The 16985-nt window shown below is 47.5% G+C and carries 10 protein-coding genes and 1 tRNA gene; 3 read left to right on the top strand and 8 right to left on the bottom strand.

Translation table 11 applies throughout. The features are described 5' to 3' along the window. Positions 1-56: 56 nt before the first annotated feature. Both AC3FZD_RS11685 and AC3FZD_RS11680 read right to left on the bottom strand, forming a co-directional pair. Positions 57-2510, bottom strand: a complete 2454-nt coding sequence (locus AC3FZD_RS11685) for a pentapeptide repeat-containing protein (RefSeq protein WP_488736195.1) — start codon at positions 2508-2510, stop codon at positions 57-59. 192 nt (positions 2511-2702) lie between these two features. Next, positions 2703-3746, bottom strand: a complete 1044-nt coding sequence (locus AC3FZD_RS11680) for a pentapeptide repeat-containing protein (protein ID WP_488736194.1) — start codon at positions 3744-3746, stop codon at positions 2703-2705. Between the two features lie 166 nt (positions 3747-3912). Between AC3FZD_RS11680 and AC3FZD_RS11675 the strand changes: the two genes are divergently transcribed. Continuing rightward, on the top strand, positions 3913-4788 hold the full coding sequence (locus AC3FZD_RS11675; RefSeq protein WP_488736193.1) for an SDR family oxidoreductase: 876 nt from the start codon (positions 3913-3915) through the stop codon (positions 4786-4788). A gap of 29 nt (positions 4789-4817) precedes the next feature. Here the strand turns inward: AC3FZD_RS11675 and AC3FZD_RS11670 are convergent, their stop codons facing one another. Together AC3FZD_RS11670 and AC3FZD_RS11665 are read right to left on the bottom strand one after the other, a co-directional pair. Then, positions 4818-5669 carry a class I SAM-dependent methyltransferase gene (locus AC3FZD_RS11670; RefSeq protein ID WP_488736192.1) on the bottom strand — a complete coding sequence of 284 codons (852 nt, stop codon included), beginning with the start codon at positions 5667-5669 and terminating at the stop codon, positions 4818-4820. A 159-nt stretch (positions 5670-5828) separates the two neighbouring features. Continuing rightward, positions 5829-6980, bottom strand: a complete 1152-nt coding sequence (locus tag AC3FZD_RS11665) for a pyridoxal-phosphate-dependent aminotransferase family protein (protein WP_488736191.1) — start codon at positions 6978-6980, stop codon at positions 5829-5831. Positions 6981-7181: 201 nt separating this feature from the next. Between AC3FZD_RS11665 and AC3FZD_RS11660 the strand changes: the two genes are divergently transcribed. Both AC3FZD_RS11660 and AC3FZD_RS11655 read left to right on the top strand, forming a co-directional pair. Further along, positions 7182-8342 (top strand): histidine kinase, encoded by a 1161-nt coding sequence (locus AC3FZD_RS11660; protein WP_488740328.1) that lies wholly within the window; start codon positions 7182-7184, stop codon positions 8340-8342. Between the two features lie 86 nt (positions 8343-8428). Then, positions 8429-8500: transfer RNA gene (locus AC3FZD_RS11655), tRNA-Lys, on the top strand. Positions 8501-8664: 164 nt separating this feature from the next. Here the strand turns inward: AC3FZD_RS11655 and AC3FZD_RS11650 are convergent. From AC3FZD_RS11650 to AC3FZD_RS11635, 4 genes are all read right to left on the bottom strand, one after another. Then, positions 8665-10149: a glutamate synthase subunit beta gene (locus AC3FZD_RS11650; RefSeq protein WP_488736190.1), complete on the bottom strand. Its 1485-nt coding sequence runs from the start codon at positions 10147-10149 to the stop codon at positions 8665-8667. Between the two features lie 110 nt (positions 10150-10259). Further along, positions 10260-11132: a sulfotransferase domain-containing protein gene (locus AC3FZD_RS11645; RefSeq protein ID WP_488736189.1), complete on the bottom strand. Its 873-nt coding sequence runs from the start codon at positions 11130-11132 to the stop codon at positions 10260-10262. 74 nt (positions 11133-11206) lie between these two features. After that, positions 11207-15883, bottom strand: a complete 4677-nt coding sequence (gene gltB / locus AC3FZD_RS11640) for a glutamate synthase large subunit (RefSeq protein WP_488736188.1) — start codon at positions 15881-15883, stop codon at positions 11207-11209. Between the two features lie 337 nt (positions 15884-16220). After that, positions 16221-16964 carry a Uma2 family endonuclease gene (locus AC3FZD_RS11635; protein WP_488736187.1) on the bottom strand — a complete coding sequence of 248 codons (744 nt, stop codon included), beginning with the start codon at positions 16962-16964 and terminating at the stop codon, positions 16221-16223. Positions 16965-16985 lie beyond the last annotated feature (21 nt).

Raw genomic sequence — 16985 nt, 5'->3', positions numbered from 1 at the left:
TCTCCTTCTCCTGCGGGAGAAGGGGTTGGGGGATGAGGATAACCGATAAACAAACGCTAAAACTGCGCTCCGTCTAAATTGGCATCGCTTAAGTCAGCATGGGTTAAATCTGCGCCCTCTAATTGTGCATCAGATAAGTTAGCTCCCATGAGTTTCGCTTGCCTTAAATTCGCGCCTCTGAGGTTGGTTTGGCTTAAGTTTGCGAAGATGAATTTAGTGCCTTGAAGTTGGGCGTTTTCTAGGTTGGCTTCCTGAAATTGGGTGTGGATAAAATTGGCTTGGGATAAGTTAATTCCCGGCAGTTGAGCGCCTTTTAAGTTCATCCCTTGGAAGTTTCTATCCCCGGCTGTGTAGCGATCGATGACTTCACTGATATCGGTGAAAGAAAGCGATCGTCGGGACTGATGGGGAAGAGTAAAAGTTAGACTATTGTCCGATTTTAGCAGTCGATGAAATTCCTGATAAAGAGGATAGTTTCCTACTCCACTTATTCTAACCCAAGCTCTGGTGCGAGTCAAGGCAATAAATAGGTGATTTCGCAGGGATAAATTGCTCTCATCTTCGGCAATATTGTCTAGGGCGATCGCATAAACCATATCTGCCTCATTTCCCTTCGCTTTCTCAATCGATGAAACCGTCACACAGCCTTCACACCAAAAGTCATTTTCTGAGTCATAATCTTGCTTTTTACCCGGAAGATAGACATCAATACCCTTTCTTAACAGCACCTCTACCACCATCGGCTCCAGTTGGCGCGTTTGAATGCGAGAACCCAACAAAATTACTAAAATATCTCGACTCGGTTTTAGTCCATCCTGGCGTAAATTTTGCTTTAAACAATCAGCTAAATGAGCTAATTCTTCCTGGCGCGAGTCATAACTTTGAAACTCAATCAGCGCTCCTGACGCTAACTGACTGACGGGATTTAGATCGATATCAAAAGGACGAGTCAGGGTAATCTGATTACCAGGAATTAGCTCTCCCTCGACTTCAAAACCTAGAGCTTGCCAATCCGATTTTTGGCAGAGCTGGCTTAAACATCCTTGGGGGCGAAAAATTCCCATGGCTAAACCGTAAGCAACCCTTAATACTTGCGCGGGAGTGCGATAAGACTTACAGAGTATTTCAGTTTTGGCAATATTGCCCGGATAAACCCCATTTAAAAGATGTCCTAACTCCGCGCCAAATAAATCGCGAACCGTCGTCACCTGCTGGGGATCGAGATGTTGATATTCATCCATTGCCCAAATTAAGCGCCGTTGCTCTGGATGCAAGGAATTGCAAGGGCGCAGGGCTTGGTAAGCCAACCAGTAAAAGGGTTGCTTTTGTTCAAATTTTATGCTATCCTGGACGAGAAAATCTTGACCTTCATCAATTAAAATAGCATCAAACACTTGGGGGATTTTTCCTCGATGTAACAGATCAATACAAACCTCCGCTAAGGCTTCATGGGGGGCAGATCTTAGGGTATCAGAAACGGTACGGGGAGGGACACCAGAGAGACGAGATAAAAAGCGATAAAAACCGGGTTGTCCTTTGGCTCCCCAACCGTGAAAAACCCGCAAGTTGCGGTTACGAGAATTGTAGCCCACTTGCCCATCGCTAAAATGGCGGAGCCAGCGATCGAGTTGCTCGGTAATGATTTGGTAAAGACTGCGGCTAAAGAAAACAATCGCGATTTTCCAATCGGGATGTTTCAAGTGCATGTGAGCTGCTTTTTGGCAGAGAATCACGGTTTTCCCCGATCCGGCAATGCCGCGAATCCTTTGCACTCCCGGCGGAATGGTTTTGGCAATAGTTTCTTGGGCTAAATCGAGTTGAGAAAACTGTTGCCTGGCTTGGGTTAAAATTTCGGCGCGACTGGGAGAAGGATATAAGCGCCATCGGGTACTGGGGTTAGGTTGAAAAGTGGGCGTGCCACTGATTAAAGAGAGCAAAAGTTGCCATTGCTGTTCGCTTAGGGATGTGCCTGGAGTGAGGGGGCTGATATTTTCAACTTGCTGACAAAATTGGGTAATAGCAGTTAAGCGCAGATGGTTTTCAAACAGAATAGGAGGAGCGGAAATGAGGCGATCGAATTGCTTTTCCTGCCACTGTTCTTGGGTAATATAAGGTAGGGCAACAATCGCCCGACTCATCAAACCAGACGTTAATCCCGGTTCCCTCTCACACCGTTTCAGAAGCGCCCAAACCTGCTGTTCTGCCTGCTGATAGGGCGATCCCGTTTTCTGGTAAAATCCTTGATAATGCCAACGATGACCGTTAATATGGCTAATTTGGTGAATCCGTACAGACTTCACCTCAATGATGATGATTCCCAATTGGCGATCGAGAATCAGAATATCCGGTTCCTTGCGTCCTTTTCCCTGGGGAGAAAATAGGGGATAGCGCCAATAGGCAAGACAGGATCTTTCACCAAACCCATCCTGCACCCTTTCCCATACCCTAAACTCTCCCCGCTCTCCCCCATTTCCAGCAAATTCAGTGGTAATAAACTGCCCCTTTTTCATGGCTTATATCAATTAAAAATTAAAAATTAAAAATTAAAAATAGGTCTCATTTGGGGCTAGTTTGCTCGCCGCCTAGCTGGAGATTGCTCAATCCCTCACTACAAACAAAATCTAATGCATCAAATTAGATGAAACAATCCACTACGATGATTGGATGTTGCCGAAATGAAAATTGTTCATTGTTCATTGATATTACTCCACAATTGCCCCTTTATCGCGCAAATGTTGCTTCAGGGCTGAGGACAATTTGGGGTTATCTTTAAAATAGGCTTGATTAACATTTGCTTTCTCAATATTCACCTGTTTTAACAGCGCTCCTGTTAACTGTGCCTGCTCCAGATTCACATCTGTTACATCCGCATAGGAAAGATCGGCATTCGTTAAATTAGCGCGGGATAAATTCGCCCGTTGCAAATACGCCCCCGATAAATTCGCCGCTTCTAAATTGGCATCACTCAGATCGGCGCGAGGTAAAATGGTGCGTAAATCTGCCCCTTGCAAATTCGCATACTGCAAATTAGCATCCCGCAAATTCGCATTACTTAAAATCGCCTTTTCTAGGTTGGCATGACTTAGCTGGGCATGGGATAAATCAGCTAAACTTAAATCTGCACCGCTTAAATTGGTTGCGCTTAAATTTGCGCCGCCTAAATTGGCATAATGAAAATTCATCTGGGCTAAATTGGCTCCGGCAAAATCCGAGAGGGGATCTAATCCCACCTGTTGAGCAATGTCTAAAATATCTTGGGGTTGTTTTTCTAGTAACTGCTTGGCGATCGCCCATTGCTCCTCTAAACAGCGCTGTTCCTGCTCCCGATCTTGCATCGCTTGATACACTTGACGCAGATTAAACAACGCCTGCCCTTGCAGCCCTAAATCTCCCCATTCCTGAGCCAAATTTAAGCTTTGTTGATAATAGCTCAGAGCTTCGGGAAAATCGGGCAAACTGCTATAAGCATTCCCCAAATTATTCAGGGCATTCCGTTGTCCTGGGCGATCGCCAACCTCTTGTGCTAAACTTAAATGTTGCTTATAGTAGGCGATCGCCTCCTCAACCCTATCCAACGCCTGACTCACCGCCCCCAAATTCCCCAAAGCCGCCCCTTGGCGCTGGGCATTCTCCAGGCTACGGTAGATCGATAAAGCCTTTTCCCAGAGAGACTTTGCCCCCTCTAAATTCCCCCCTTGATACTCCTCAATTCCCTGTTTAAATAGCTTGTCGGCATCCTGAGACATAAGATAATTAGAATCAACTCTATCAAAATATAGCGCTTTCAATTGAGATTCGCCCTCTCCCTAAATCCCTCTCCCACGGGAGAGGGACTTTTCTCCCCTTCTCCTGTGGGAGAAGGGGCTGGGGGATAAGGGCAAATCTTTGCTCTTCCTACTCCAAACAACTCCCATGAAAAAACTACTCATCACCGGGGCAAGTGGCTTTTTAGGCTGGAACCTCTGTCAAATTGCCCAATCTGATTGGCAGGTTTACGGCACATATCATACCCATAGCCTCAGCTTACCCCAGATTCACCTAAGCGCCCTCAATCTCCTCGACTTCAGCGCCCTAGAGCGTCTTTTCAGCGACATTCAACCCGATGCCGTCATCCATACCGCCGCCCAATCCAGTCCCAACTATTGCCAAACCCACCCCCAAGAAACCGATGAGATTAACATCAACGCTGCTGTTAAAATTGCCCGCATCTGTGCCCAACGGCAGATTCCCTGCGTATTTACCTCTAGCGATCTCGTCTTTGATGGTACAAACGCCCCCTACCTAGAAACCGATCCCGTTTCCCCCATAAACCATTATGGAGAGCAAAAAGCAAAAGCAGAACAGGCAATGCGCCAGGTATATCCCCAAGTTACGATTTGTCGGATGCCCCTGATGTTTGGCGCTGCCCCTAGCCAGGGTAGCAGTTTTATCCAACCCTTTATTCGCACCTTGAGATCCCATCAACCCCTCCCCCTCTTCACCGACGAATGGCGCACCCCCGTCAGCGCCACCACTGCTGCTCAGGGACTCCTCCTTGCCCTCAACCATCCAGGAGAATTGCTTCATCTTGGAGCAAACGAGCGTATTTCCCGCTATCACTTTGGGCAACTCATGGCAGAAGTGCTACACCTACCCACGGAATTGATCCAACCCGCCCGCCAACAGGATGTCCCCATGGCAGCCCCCCGTCCCCAGGATGTTTCCCTAGACAGCTCCAAAGCCTTTGCCCTTGGTTATAATCCCCCTCCCCTACAAGCCCAATTAGAAGCACTCCAGGGAAAAATTTAAGAGTTCAGAAGACAATCTCTCTGTGTCCTTTATGTCTCCGTGCTTCCTTCCGATTCACTCATCACCGACAGGGTTTGAATGACCGATAAATAGGAAGTTTCAAACTCTTCGATTCCCTGATTTTCTAAGGTATCTTTTATCTCTTGAAAAAGGCGATCGCGCTCTAATTTCTCTAAAACAATATAAGGCGACAAGGTGCTTAACAAGCCCAGATAGTCATCAATAGTATAGAGGCGATCGCAAATTACCCTATCAGAGCGCAGACGATCGAACACCTCAGCACGACTCAAGGTTTCCCCCAACTGGTCTAAACTTCGTTGGTGATCCTCTAAATCATTAAAATGACTGAGGGAGCGATCGTAATCCTCATAAATGCGATTGAGAATAGCGCATACCTTGGCTTCCGGTCGAGGTGGAGTATTCCAGAGTAAAATTAGTGACCCATTCGCCTGTAAACATTCAACAATCTTGCGATCGCGACCTTCTGGGGAAATCCAATGAAAACAGGAGGCAGCTACCACCGCATCAAACCTTTCCCCCTGGCGATCCCACTCTTCAAACGTAGAATTCACAAACCGCACATGAGCCAGCCTTTCACCCTTTTTTCGAGCCATTTCATAAGCCTCATAACTCGGCTCAAGTGCTACAATAGACTCCGTAATTTCCGCCAAATCAAACGTCAAGATTCCCGGCCCGCATCCGATTTCCAAAACTCGCGAATCAGTAGACAAAACACCCCATTCCAGAGCGCGATCGAGTAAAATTTGCGGATACCGAGGTCGAGTGCGATCGTAGGCTTCAGCAACCGATGAATACCAATCCTTTTTTGCCTCTAAACTCTGAGAGTTGACCCACTCTAAATACTCTTTTAAATCAGCCATCAGTCTAACTCCAAGATCCACAAGTGATATCAAGTCCGCTTATTCATGTCCGCGAAGCGGAAATACCCTTATTAAAAATCCAGAGCGCAAGATGCTCCCACTCCACTAAGATCAAAGCATTGAGGGAGTGCGGGCATCTTGCCCGCTTCTCTTTTCCCATTAACCCCTGGGCAACAACTCACCCAAAACACTTAACAACCGTTCAACACTCTCCGGACGGCTATTATGGCCCATCAAACCAATACGCCAAACCTTACCCGCCAAATCACCCAAACCGCCGCTAATCTCAATATTATAATCATTCAACAATTGGCGACGAATTTCAGCTTCTTGTACCCCATCCGGAACCCGAACCGTGGTCAGTGTCGGTAACCGGAACTCCTTGGGCACATGACAGATTAAACCCAACTCAGCCAACCCATCCCAAAGCATTTGGGCATTCTTTTGATGGCGTTCCCACCGAGACTCTAAACCCTCTTCCGCCACCAGACACAGAGCCTCATACAAGGCATAATTCATATTAATCGGAGCCGTATGATGATAGGTGCGCTCCTTACCCCAATACTTACTCACCAGGGACACATCCAAATACCAATTCGCCACCTTCGTTTGCCGATTATGGATCTTATCGAGTGCCCGTTGATTCATCGTTAACGGCGAAGCTCCGGGAGGACAACTTAAACCCTTTTGACTACAGCTATAAGCTAAATCAATTTTCCAATCATCAACAAACAACGGGAAACAGCCCAAACTCGTCACCGCATCGACCACCAGCAAACAGTCAAACTCACGGCACAAGTCCCCCAGACCTTCCAACGGTTGACGAACCCCCGTTGAAGTTTCCGCATGGACAATTCCCAAAATAGCAGGGCGATGGGTTTCCAAAGCAGAGCGCAACTCAGCCAAGGAAAACGCCTCTCCCCAAGGCTTATCAATTTGTCGCACATCTGCCCCATAGCGGCCGGCCATATCGACCATACGACGACCAAAATACCCCTTCACGGCCACCAAAACCACATCATTAGGTTCTATGGTATTGGCAAAAGTCGTTTCCATAGCCGCGCTACCCGTTCCACTCACGGGAATCGTTAAGCTATTATCCGTCTGAAAGCTATAGCGCAACAACTCTTGAATTTCCTCCATCAGCTTGAGGAAAGACGGATCTAAATGACCCACCTGGGGACGACTCATGGCAGCAATTACCCTAGGGTCAGCATTAGACGGCCCCGCACCCAATAGCAGACGGGGAGGCATCTCTAAACGAGGCGAAGAGAGTTTATGGGAATTGTTAATTGCGAGGACAGCGGTCATGGAACTTTTGTGTAGTAACTATATGTTGATTGAGCCTAAGAAATCCATCATACCGAACCATAGTCTTTTATGATATTGCATGTTGTTAAGTTCACTCATTTGGTTCTCCCGCTCTAAAATGCAGCCGATTTACCACATTTAGTAAATATATGGATTAGACTCTTAAGTAAATCTAAAGATTGGTCATCTTTGTCCGTCACTATGCAGGCGACTCCCGAACAGCCACTGAAACCAGATCCCCCTCTTCAACTGCTCTTATTTGTGGATAAGCGTCCCTATGCAGGAGAGCAAATTCGACAAATTCGCTGTCATATTGACACTCTTGCCCAAGATCTGGATTTTGAGCTAATGGTGGTCGATGTCAGCGAACAACCCCAACTGGCGGAAAACTTTAAGGTGGTAGCCACTCCAGCATTAATTAAAATTCATCCCCAACCCAAGCAAACCTTAGCCGGGAGTAATTTAATTAATTTGATTGATAATTGGTGGCCGCGCTGGGTGCAGTCGGTGGAAGAATACTTAGAACAGGAAGCATTAGTCGGGTCAGAACCATCACAGTTGAGTTCTTCGATCGCCTATTCTGCTGAATTAATCCGCTTATCTGATGAAATTTTCCGCCTACATCAAGAGACAGTTGAGCTAAAAGAGCAATTACAGTTCAAAGACCGGATTATCGCTATGTTAGCCCACGATCTGCGAAATCCTTTAACGGCAGCAGCTTTAGCCGTTGAAACCTTAGAAATCGGCTATAGTGCAGATGATGGCCGCGCTTCCCGGTTTACCACTACCCTCACGACTCAACTGCTTAAACATGCTCGTACTCAAATTAAAGCCATTGACCGGATGATTACGGATATTTTGCAAGTTGCCCAAGGGAGTAATACCCAAATCCAGGTTCATCCAGAGAAAATAGACCTGAGAGCGCTGTGTATGGCGGTATTAAAAAATTTGGGTGAGCAACTCCAATATAAATCCTTAACTCTGGAGACTGATGTCCCTCAAGATTTACCTTTGGTCTATGCTGACCCAGAGCGAATTCGCCAAGTGATGACTAATTTGCTCGATAATGCGATTAAATATACACCTCCTCAAGGGAGGATTAAAGTCTCGATTCTGCACCGCACAAGCCAAAAGATTCAAGTGAGCTTTTGCGATACCGGGCCGGGAATTCCACCTGAGAAACAGGAAAAGATTTTTGAAGACCGCTTTCGCTTAGAACGCGATCGCACCAAAGAAGGATATGGTATCGGCCTATCCCTCTGTCAGCGCATTATTCGCGCCCATTATGGCCAAATTTGGGTCGAATCCCCCGATCGCCAAGGCAGTTGTTTCCACTTTACCTTGCCCGTCTACCGTCCTTAACCCTAGCTCCAAAAAAATTTTCTCTAAGCCTTGACTTCTCGCAAAATATTGTGCTACCTTAGTTAAGGTTTGGTTTTATTACCTCTGGGTCGCTAACTCAACGGTAGAGTACTCGGCTTTTAACCGATTAGTTCCGGGTTCGAATCCCGGGCGACCCATAAATCACTGAAAAACAACAAAAAATCATGGATTGCGTAGGGGCGAAAAATCTTTCGCCCCTACTACAGGTTGTCTCTGGGAGTGGGAGCATCTTGCTGGTTTCCTAGAGAAAGGGCGGCGGGCAAGATGCCCGCACTCCTAAAATCCCTTTATACAATAGAAACTAAGGTAAATCTGTCGATCCCATCAGGTAGCGATCGCACTCCCGCGCCGCACCACGACCCTCATTGATCGCCCAAACCACCAAACTTTGACCGCGACGGCAATCCCCCGCCGCAAAAACACCCCTGATGCTAGTCGCAAAACTGCCATGGTCAGCTTTCACATTACTGCGGCCGTCCCGTTCCAAACCCAGAGCCTCTAACAACGGTTGTTCCGGGCCCAAAAATCCCATCGCTAACAGCACCAATTGCGCCGGTAACACCCTCTGGGTTCCCTCAATAGGTTTAGGCATAAAGCGCCCTTGCTCATCTTTAGCCCATTCCACCTGCACCGTATGCACCGCCTTCACCTGACCTTGCTCATCCCCCTCAAACCGGGTTGCAGTCGTCGTATACACGCGGGGATCATCACCAAACATCGCCGCCGCCTCTTCCTGGCCATAATCCATCCGGTAAACTTTCGGCCATTCCGGCCAAGGATTATCCGCAGCGCGAGTTTCTGGCGGTTTGGGCATAATTTCCAACTGCGTCACACTCTGACAGCCATGACGCATCGAAGTCCCTACACAGTCCGTTCCCGTATCCCCACCGCCGATAATAATCACATCCTTACCGGCTGCGGAAATATAATCCTCTGTAGGACTCCCTTCAAGTACCGTGCGGGTATTACCCGTTAAGAACTCCATAGCAAAATGAATGCCCTTGAGATCCCGGCCTTCAATCTCCAAATTGCGCGGTTTCGTTGCTCCCGTACAGAGAACCACCGCATCAAAATCATTAAGCAGATTCTCCACCGGTAGATCCTTGCCAATTTCCGTATTGCAAACAAACGTCACCCCTTCCGCTTGCAACACATCCAACCGGCGCAACACCACCTCTTTCTTATCCAACTTCATATTGGGGATACCATACATCAGCAGGCCCCCTGGACGGTCTTCCCGTTCATAGACTGTCACCCAATGACCCGCCCGATTGAGTTGGGCCGCTGCCGCTAAACCCGCCGGCCCGGAACCGACTACGGCCACTTTTTTCCCCGTTCGTTGGGGGGGCAGAGTCGGCGAGATCCAGCCTTCATCCCAACCCTTTTCAGCGATGGAATACTCAATATTTTTAATCGTGACTGGAGGGTTAGTAATGCCCAAAACACAGGCCCCTTCACAAGGTGCAGGACATACTCGGCCGGTGAATTCGGGGAAATTATTGGTCTTATGTAATCTATCTAGAGCTTCTTCCCACAACCCCCGATAAACCAAATCATTCCATTCTGGAATCAAATTATTAATTGGACAACCACTCGCCATGCGGCTAATTTCTAATCCCGTATGACAAAAGGGAGTGCCACAGTCCATACAGCGAGCGCCCTGGGTTTGCAGGCGATCGTCTTCCATATGTAGATGAAACTCATCCCAATTTTGTATCCGCTCTTGGGGCGACACCTCGGCTGCGACTTCCCGCAGATACTCCATAAAACCTGTTGCTTTTCCCATAATTTACTTACCTACAAAAACGACAATAGATTAATTCAAGATATTGAAATTCTCCAACCTCTAACTATCCTGGACTTTTACCAGAAAAGAGTTCAATTTATGAAGAATCTTTATCTTGATTCAGTGAAGGTGTTATATCCATAAGAGGCATCCAGAGTGGCATCGATCATTTCATTTACATACTTAATTACTTCAGGGGTCAAATATTCCTTATATCCTCCTACTTTACCTTTTCTTACTTTAGCAGATTCTTCCCCTCCTGTTTGCCTCTTCACCATTGGCCCTGAACGCACTACTGAACTTCCTTTTTTTTCCATTTTTTTCATATTTTCTAAGGATGCAAATTCAACCGCTTCATTGATTATACTTTCACTAGCAGTGATTTCTAGAAAATTAATGATACTGGATAGAACAGTAGCAGTATTTTTTCTTAATTCTTCATATTTTATTAACAAAAATGCCTGGGCGGAGTTTTTATGGATCGCCCAATCATTGTACAACTGAATATAATAGCCTTCGAGATCTTCACTATTCCTGAAATAATCACAAAGATCTTGTGAAAAATCATTTGGATTTTCCAGTTGATTTCTTCTTTTACTCCTAAAATATTTGGAAATCATGGCATCTCGCGGATCTCTGACCAGCAAAATCACTTTTTGTTTTTCATACATACCAAATTGGCCATATCGCTCGTGAATCGGTTTAATCAAGGGAATATTAGGATTGATTTCCGATAAAGCGTACAAATTATGTAAATCCACTTCTGACGAAAGATTATAAACTTTTTGCAGCACTTTTCCCAGCATAATTCTCAGCCAAGTCCTACCGCAATTGGTTGGTGAAATCAGTAAATATTCCGCTTCTTTTCGCTCTCTACGATGTTTGTCAATCGATGACTCAAAGTTTTGTCTATAAAATCTTTTGGCTCTATAGAGTAACTGATAAACCAGTTGATTTTGGTCATAAACCCACTTCATAAACATGGCTATCTCACTAACTTTTGAAAAACTTTGCAGGGGAACAAGGGGCTTCAGCCCCTTGTTCCTCTAGAGCGTTCCTAACTGCCGCCAATGCGAGCAATATCGCGGGCATTTTCTTCAAACGCCGCAGACAGGGCATCATCACCACTTAAGCCATTGGCTAAAGCATTCTGAATATGCTGGAGAACCCGCTTGTAGTCGCGAGGCATGACTTTCACAAACTTCTGGCTCATGGTTTCCCAAGATCCCAGAACTAATTCAGCCCGTTTGCTTTCGGTATATTGCCGATGTTTGCTAATCATTTCATGGATCTCGCGAATCTCTTCTGGATCTTCGAGGGTTTCGAGATCCACCATTTCCCGGTTGCAACGGGTGGAGAAGTCGCCGGTTTCATCCAAGACATAGGCGACACCGCCACTCATCCCGGCGGCAAAGTTACGTCCCGTTTTGCCCAAAATTACGACTTTTCCGCCCGTCATGTATTCACAGGCATGATCTCCGACGGCTTCGACTACGGCTTGTACGCCGGAATTGCGAACGCAGAAGCGCTCCCCTGCCATGCCTCGGATGTAGGCTTGGCCGCTGGTTGCGCCGTAGAAGGCGACATTACCGACGACGATGTTTTCAGCCGGGATAAAGGTGGAGGCTTTATGGGGATAAAGAATCAGTTTACCGCCGCTTAATCCTTTGCCAAAGTAGTCGTTGGCATCCCCTTCTAGTTCTAGAGTGACTCCTTTGGGGACAAATGCGCCAAAGCTTTGACCAGCGCTACCTTGGAAGTGCAGGTGAATGGTGTCTTCGGGGAGTCCTTCCCAATGGCGTTTGCTGATTTCGTTGCCCAGAATTGTCCCGACGACGCGGTTGGTATTTTTGATCGGTAGGGTAGCTCGAACGGGTTTACCGTTTTCGATCGCCTCTTTGCAAAGATCAAGCAGTACAGTCATATCCAGCGATTTCTCTAAGCCATGGTCTTGGGGAATCTGGCAATAGCGCCCGACTTCCGGCCCGACTTCGGGTTGATAGAGAACGTTGGAGAGGTCAATGCCTTTGGCTTTCCAATGGTCGATCGCCTTTTTCGGCTCTAAAACATCGGTGCGCCCGATCATTTCGTTGACGGTGCGGAAACCGAGTTGGGCCATGATTTCCCGCAACTCCTGAGCGATAAAGGTCATGAAGTTGACGGTGTATTGGGGGTCGCCGCTAAACTGACTGCGAAGTTCGGGGTTTTGGGTGGCAATACCGACGGGGCAGGTGTTTTTATGGCAAACTCGCATCATGATACAGCCCAAGGTCACTAGGGGCATGGTGGAGAAGCCGTATTCTTCCGCACCGAGGAGGGCGGCGATCGCCAAATCGCGCCCAGTTTTCATTTGTCCGTCGGTTTCCACAACAATGCGCGATCGCAGGTTATTGAGTACCAGGGTTTGATGGGTTTCTGCCACACCCAATTCCCAAGGCAGTCCCGCATGTTTAATCGAGGTTTGGGGACTCGCTCCCGTGCCTCCGTCAAACCCGGAGATCAGCACCACATCGGCATGAGCTTTAGCAACTCCGGCGGCGATCGTGCCTACTCCGACTTCTGACACCAATTTGACATTAATCCGCGCTTCCCGGTTAGCGTTTTTCAGGTCGTGGATTAACTCGGCTAAGTCTTCAATGGAGTAAATATCATGGTGGGGAGGTGGGGAAATCAAACCCACACCAGGGGTAGAATGGCGCACTTTAGCAATCCAAGGATAAACCTTACCTCCTGGCAATTGTCCCCCTTCTCCAGGTTTTGCCCCTTGTGCCATTTTGATCTGGATTTCCTTGGCTTGGCTGAGGTACAAACTCGTTACCCCAAAGCGTCCGGAAGCCACCTGTTTAATGGCGCTGTTTTTCGAGTCTCCCCGCTCATTTGTCCAGGTATAGCGCTCCGGATCTTCACCCCCTTCTCCGGTATTGGATTTACCGCCAATCCGGTTCATGGCGATCGCCAAACTCTCATGGGTTTCCTTAGAAATTGACCCATAGCTCATGGCTCCCGTTTTGAAGCGTTTCATAATCGCTTCCACCGTTTCCACCTCTTCTAAGGGGATCGGATCTCTAGCTTTGAACTCCAGCAGATCCCGCAAGCGGAAGAATTCTTTATCCTGCTGATTAATTTTGGCGCTGTATTGTTTGTACAGTTTGTAGTCTCCTTCACGGACTGCCCGTTGCAACAGGTGAATGATTTCCGGAGACAGCAGGTGAAGCTCACCATCTTTGCGCCATTGATATTCGCCCCCTGCATCTAGGGTTAGGGTGGGGGTAGGGGCGGGTTCACCCATATTTTGGTCTTCCAGGCGAGATTTAGATGAACCCGCCCCTACGGATGCCGCCCGTGTAGAGAACCCTTGATGATGGCGGGCGATCGCCTCTTGGGTAATCACATCTGTGCCAATTCCTTCTAAGCGGGAAGCTGTCCAAGTGAAGTATTTATTAATCACTTCAGAACTTAAACCAAGGCTCTCGAAAATCTGCGCTCCCCGATAGCTTTGAATGGTGGAAATCCCAATCTTCGAGCCAATTTTAATCACTCCTTTAGTCACTGCCTTAATGTAGTTCTTGCAGGCTTTTTCAAAATCCATTGGCGGTATATGTTTCTGCTCAATCATCGAGCCAATGGTTTCAAAGGCTAGATAGGGGTTAATTGCCCCGCAACCATAGCCAATCAGAACGGCAAAGTGATGGACTTCGCGGGGTTCTCCCGATTCCAGGATAATGCCCACGCGGGTACGGGTTCCAGCGCGGATTAGATGGTGATGGAGTCCCGAAACCGCTAACAGAGCAGGAATGGGGGCGCGATCGCCATCCATATCTCGGTCAGATAGGATGATTAGGTTAATCCCCTTGGCGATCGCCTCATCTGCCTTAGCAAATATCCCCTCTAAGGTGCTTTCGAGTCCTTCCACCCCGGTTTTGGGGTCAAACAGAATCGGCAACGTTATAGAGCCAAAATCCCCGAATTTACCCTGGGAGAGTTGTTTCAGTTGCGCCAATTCTGCATTACTCAAAATCGGGGTATCCAACTGGATCAGGTGACAGCTTTCCGGTTCAGGTTTGAGCAGGTTACCTTCGGAACCAATGGTGGTAATGGGCGAAGTAATAATCGCCTCCCGGATTGAGTCAATGGGCGGGTTCGTGACTTGGGCAAACAGTTGTTTAAAATACTCATAGAGCAGTTTCGGCCGGTTAGAGAGAACCGCTAAGGGGGTATCCGTTCCCATGGCTCCCACTGCTTCTACTCCATTTTGAGCCATGGGGGCCAGGAGCATCCGCAATTCTTCAAAGGTATAGCCAAATGCCCGTTGTCGCTGCACCAGAGGCAAGGCAGGTGTAGGGGCGGGTTTGAGACCCTCCCCTACAGGTAGATCGGAGAGTTTAACTTGGTATTGATCTAGCCATTGTCGGTAAGGCTTTTGTGTCGCAATTTCATGTTTAATTTCTTCATCCGCCACAATGCGCCCTTCTTCCATATTCACCAGGAACATGCGACCCGGTTCTAACCGCCCTTTTTTGGCTATATTTTCCGGCTCCACCGGTAGCACACCCGCTTCTGAGGCCATGATTACTAGGTCATCTTTAGTGACATAGTAGCGAGAAGGACGCAAACCATTGCGGTCTAAGACGGCTCCCATCATTGTGCCATCGGTAAAGGCAATGGACGCAGGGCCATCCCAGGGTTCCATTAAGCAGGCATGATACTCGTAGAAGGCTTTGAGTTCATCACTCATGGACTCATGAGCCGCCCAGGGTTCGGGGATCATCATCATTACCGCATGGGGCAGAGAGCGCCCAGCCAGGGTCATCAGTTCTAGGGTATTGTCAAAGATCCCAGAGTCACTACCATCGATGTTAATAATGGGTTGGATGCGATCGAGATCGGCTCCAAATTCCTCGGATGCTGAGCCAAACAGGGATTGGCGAGCGTGCATCCAGTTAATATTACCGCGCAGGGTGTTGATTTCCCCGTTATGGGCGACATAGCGATAGGGGTGCGATCTTTCCCAACTGGGGAAGGTGTTGGTACTGAAGCGGGAATGGACTAAGCCGAGGGCGCTTTCTAAGTCAGAGTCGCTTAAGTCGGGGAAGTAGGCTTTGACTTGGGGCGGCATCAACATCCCTTTGTATACCAGGGTACGGCCAGAAATACTGGTGGGATACCAATAGCGATCGATTCCTGGAACTTTAATGGCAGTATGGGAGCGTTTGCGGATCACATACAGTTTGCGCTCGAAGGCTAGATCGTCGGCGAGATCGGGATTTCGAGCAATAAACACTTGCTGCATAAAGGGTTCGCTCCCTCTCGCGGTTTCCCCTAAACTGCTGTTATCGGTGGGTACATCCCGCCAGGCTATGACCTTCTGCCCTTCTTCGGTTACAATTTCCTCGAAGATTTGCCGTCCTTTGCTTCTGGCTTCGGGATCGGGAGAGGAGAAAATCATACCGACCGCATATTTTCCGGGTTCCGGTAAGCTGATCCCTTGTTGCCCAGCCACTTTAGCCATAAATTTATGGGGCATTTGAATCAGGATGCCTGCTCCGTCTCCGGTGTTGGGTTCTGCACCGACTGCACCCCGGTGTTCCAGGTTAACCAGAATGGTGAGGGCTTGGTCAACAATTGAGTGAGACTTTTCCCCCTTCATGTGTACGATGAAGCCAACACCGCAGGCATCATGTTCAAATTGGGGATCGTATAGACCCTGTTTTTGGGGTGATGTGGTTCTGTTCATGGTCTTGATATAGTTGGTTTTCAATCCTCAATGTCCTTTGAAGGAGGGAACCGGATACAGGAAATAGGGATGAAGCCGATCGATCCGTTCATCTGTGATAGCCGAAAGTAGCACTGGTTATGGGTTCTTGAAGTCCAATCCCTGATTCTCCTGACACCTTGTCTCCTGAGCTGGAAACCGTTGCTTTTAGATGTAGGATAGATTTTGACGGCAAAAAAGGGCGATCGCCAATTTCTTAATAAAATGATCAGATCTATGCTAAGAATCCTGAAATATTTCTTAGTATTTCCTTAATTTAGAGAATAAACTTGGAAATTTGTAGCCAATTTAGCAGAAACTAAGATAGAGAATCCGGATCGATGTTGAGTTGTCTGAGTTTCTCCTGTAGCTGTTGTAAATCGGATTGGGCGCGATCGGCTCGCTGTTTTTGGCGCTCTTTTTCCTGACGCTCACTCTCTAGCTCTAACTCAGCCCTATTTGCTCTTTCCTCCGGAGTCAGATAGCGCTTACCGGTCTCATCATACCAATAGAGCCATTCTCTGGTAATTCCTTGATATGTCCCCTCGGCTGAACCAAGACCTAAATTTAGGGTCTTTAACCAAACCGGTTCCCCAGATAATAATCGATATTCTCCCTCAGAAAGCTGATAAACTTCCAATTTCTGCTTCTGTTTTCGTAAGGGATTATAAATGACATAATAGAGGATACCAAATCTGGCATATTGTTCTTTTTTTTGGGTATATTCTCCTCTTCGGGTTTGCGAGACCACTTCTAACACTAAGGTGGGCACTTTTTGCTCTTCCCAAAGCACATAAGATAAGCGTAAATCTGAATCGATAATTCTGGGGACACCCACACTCAGAAACCCATCTGGAACAATAGCCGGTTGGTTGGGATCGGCATAAATTCCCATATCTACCCCAAAAAACCAATCCATTCTCTCTGACCAAATTGAGGCGAGCATGGCTTTAAGTAGCGCAGGAATCAAATCTTGCAGTTCATTATCCACAGGTGTATCATCCGAGTCAGGTAAATCTTTTGCCGAGGGTAAGCCAGCTTTAGGATAGTCTTTAATTACCATCAGTTTACTCCTGAGTTTCTG

The sequence above is a fragment of the Roseofilum sp. KMC-1 genome, from assembly GCF_057802075.1.
Note: the sequence above shows the minus strand (reverse complement) of the source record. Positions and strands in the feature narration are given on the sequence as shown.

Excerpts from the sequence above, each read along its gene's own strand:
- AC3FZD_RS11670 (WP_488736192.1), bottom strand. The coding sequence starts at position 5,669 with ATGGCTGATTTAAAAGAGTATTTAGAGTGGGTCAACTCTCAGAGTTTA.
- AC3FZD_RS11665 (WP_488736191.1), bottom strand. The coding sequence starts at position 6,980 with ATGACCGCTGTCCTCGCAATTAACAATTCCCATAAACTCTCTTCGCCT.
- AC3FZD_RS11650 (WP_488736190.1), bottom strand. The coding sequence starts at position 10,149 with ATGGGAAAAGCAACAGGTTTTATGGAGTATCTGCGGGAAGTCGCAGCC.
- AC3FZD_RS11685 (WP_488736195.1), bottom strand. The coding sequence starts at position 2,510 with ATGAAAAAGGGGCAGTTTATTACCACTGAATTTGCTGGAAATGGGGGA.
- AC3FZD_RS11645 (WP_488736189.1), bottom strand. The coding sequence starts at position 11,132 with ATGTTTATGAAGTGGGTTTATGACCAAAATCAACTGGTTTATCAGTTA.
- gltB (WP_488736188.1), bottom strand. The coding sequence starts at position 15,883 with ATGAACAGAACCACATCACCCCAAAAACAGGGTCTATACGATCCCCAA.
- AC3FZD_RS11675 (WP_488736193.1), top strand. The coding sequence starts at position 3,913 with ATGAAAAAACTACTCATCACCGGGGCAAGTGGCTTTTTAGGCTGGAAC.
- AC3FZD_RS11660 (WP_488740328.1), top strand. The coding sequence starts at position 7,182 with ATGCAGGCGACTCCCGAACAGCCACTGAAACCAGATCCCCCTCTTCAA.
- AC3FZD_RS11680 (WP_488736194.1), bottom strand. The coding sequence starts at position 3,746 with ATGTCTCAGGATGCCGACAAGCTATTTAAACAGGGAATTGAGGAGTAT.
- AC3FZD_RS11635 (WP_488736187.1), bottom strand. The coding sequence starts at position 16,964 with ATGGTAATTAAAGACTATCCTAAAGCTGGCTTACCCTCGGCAAAAGAT.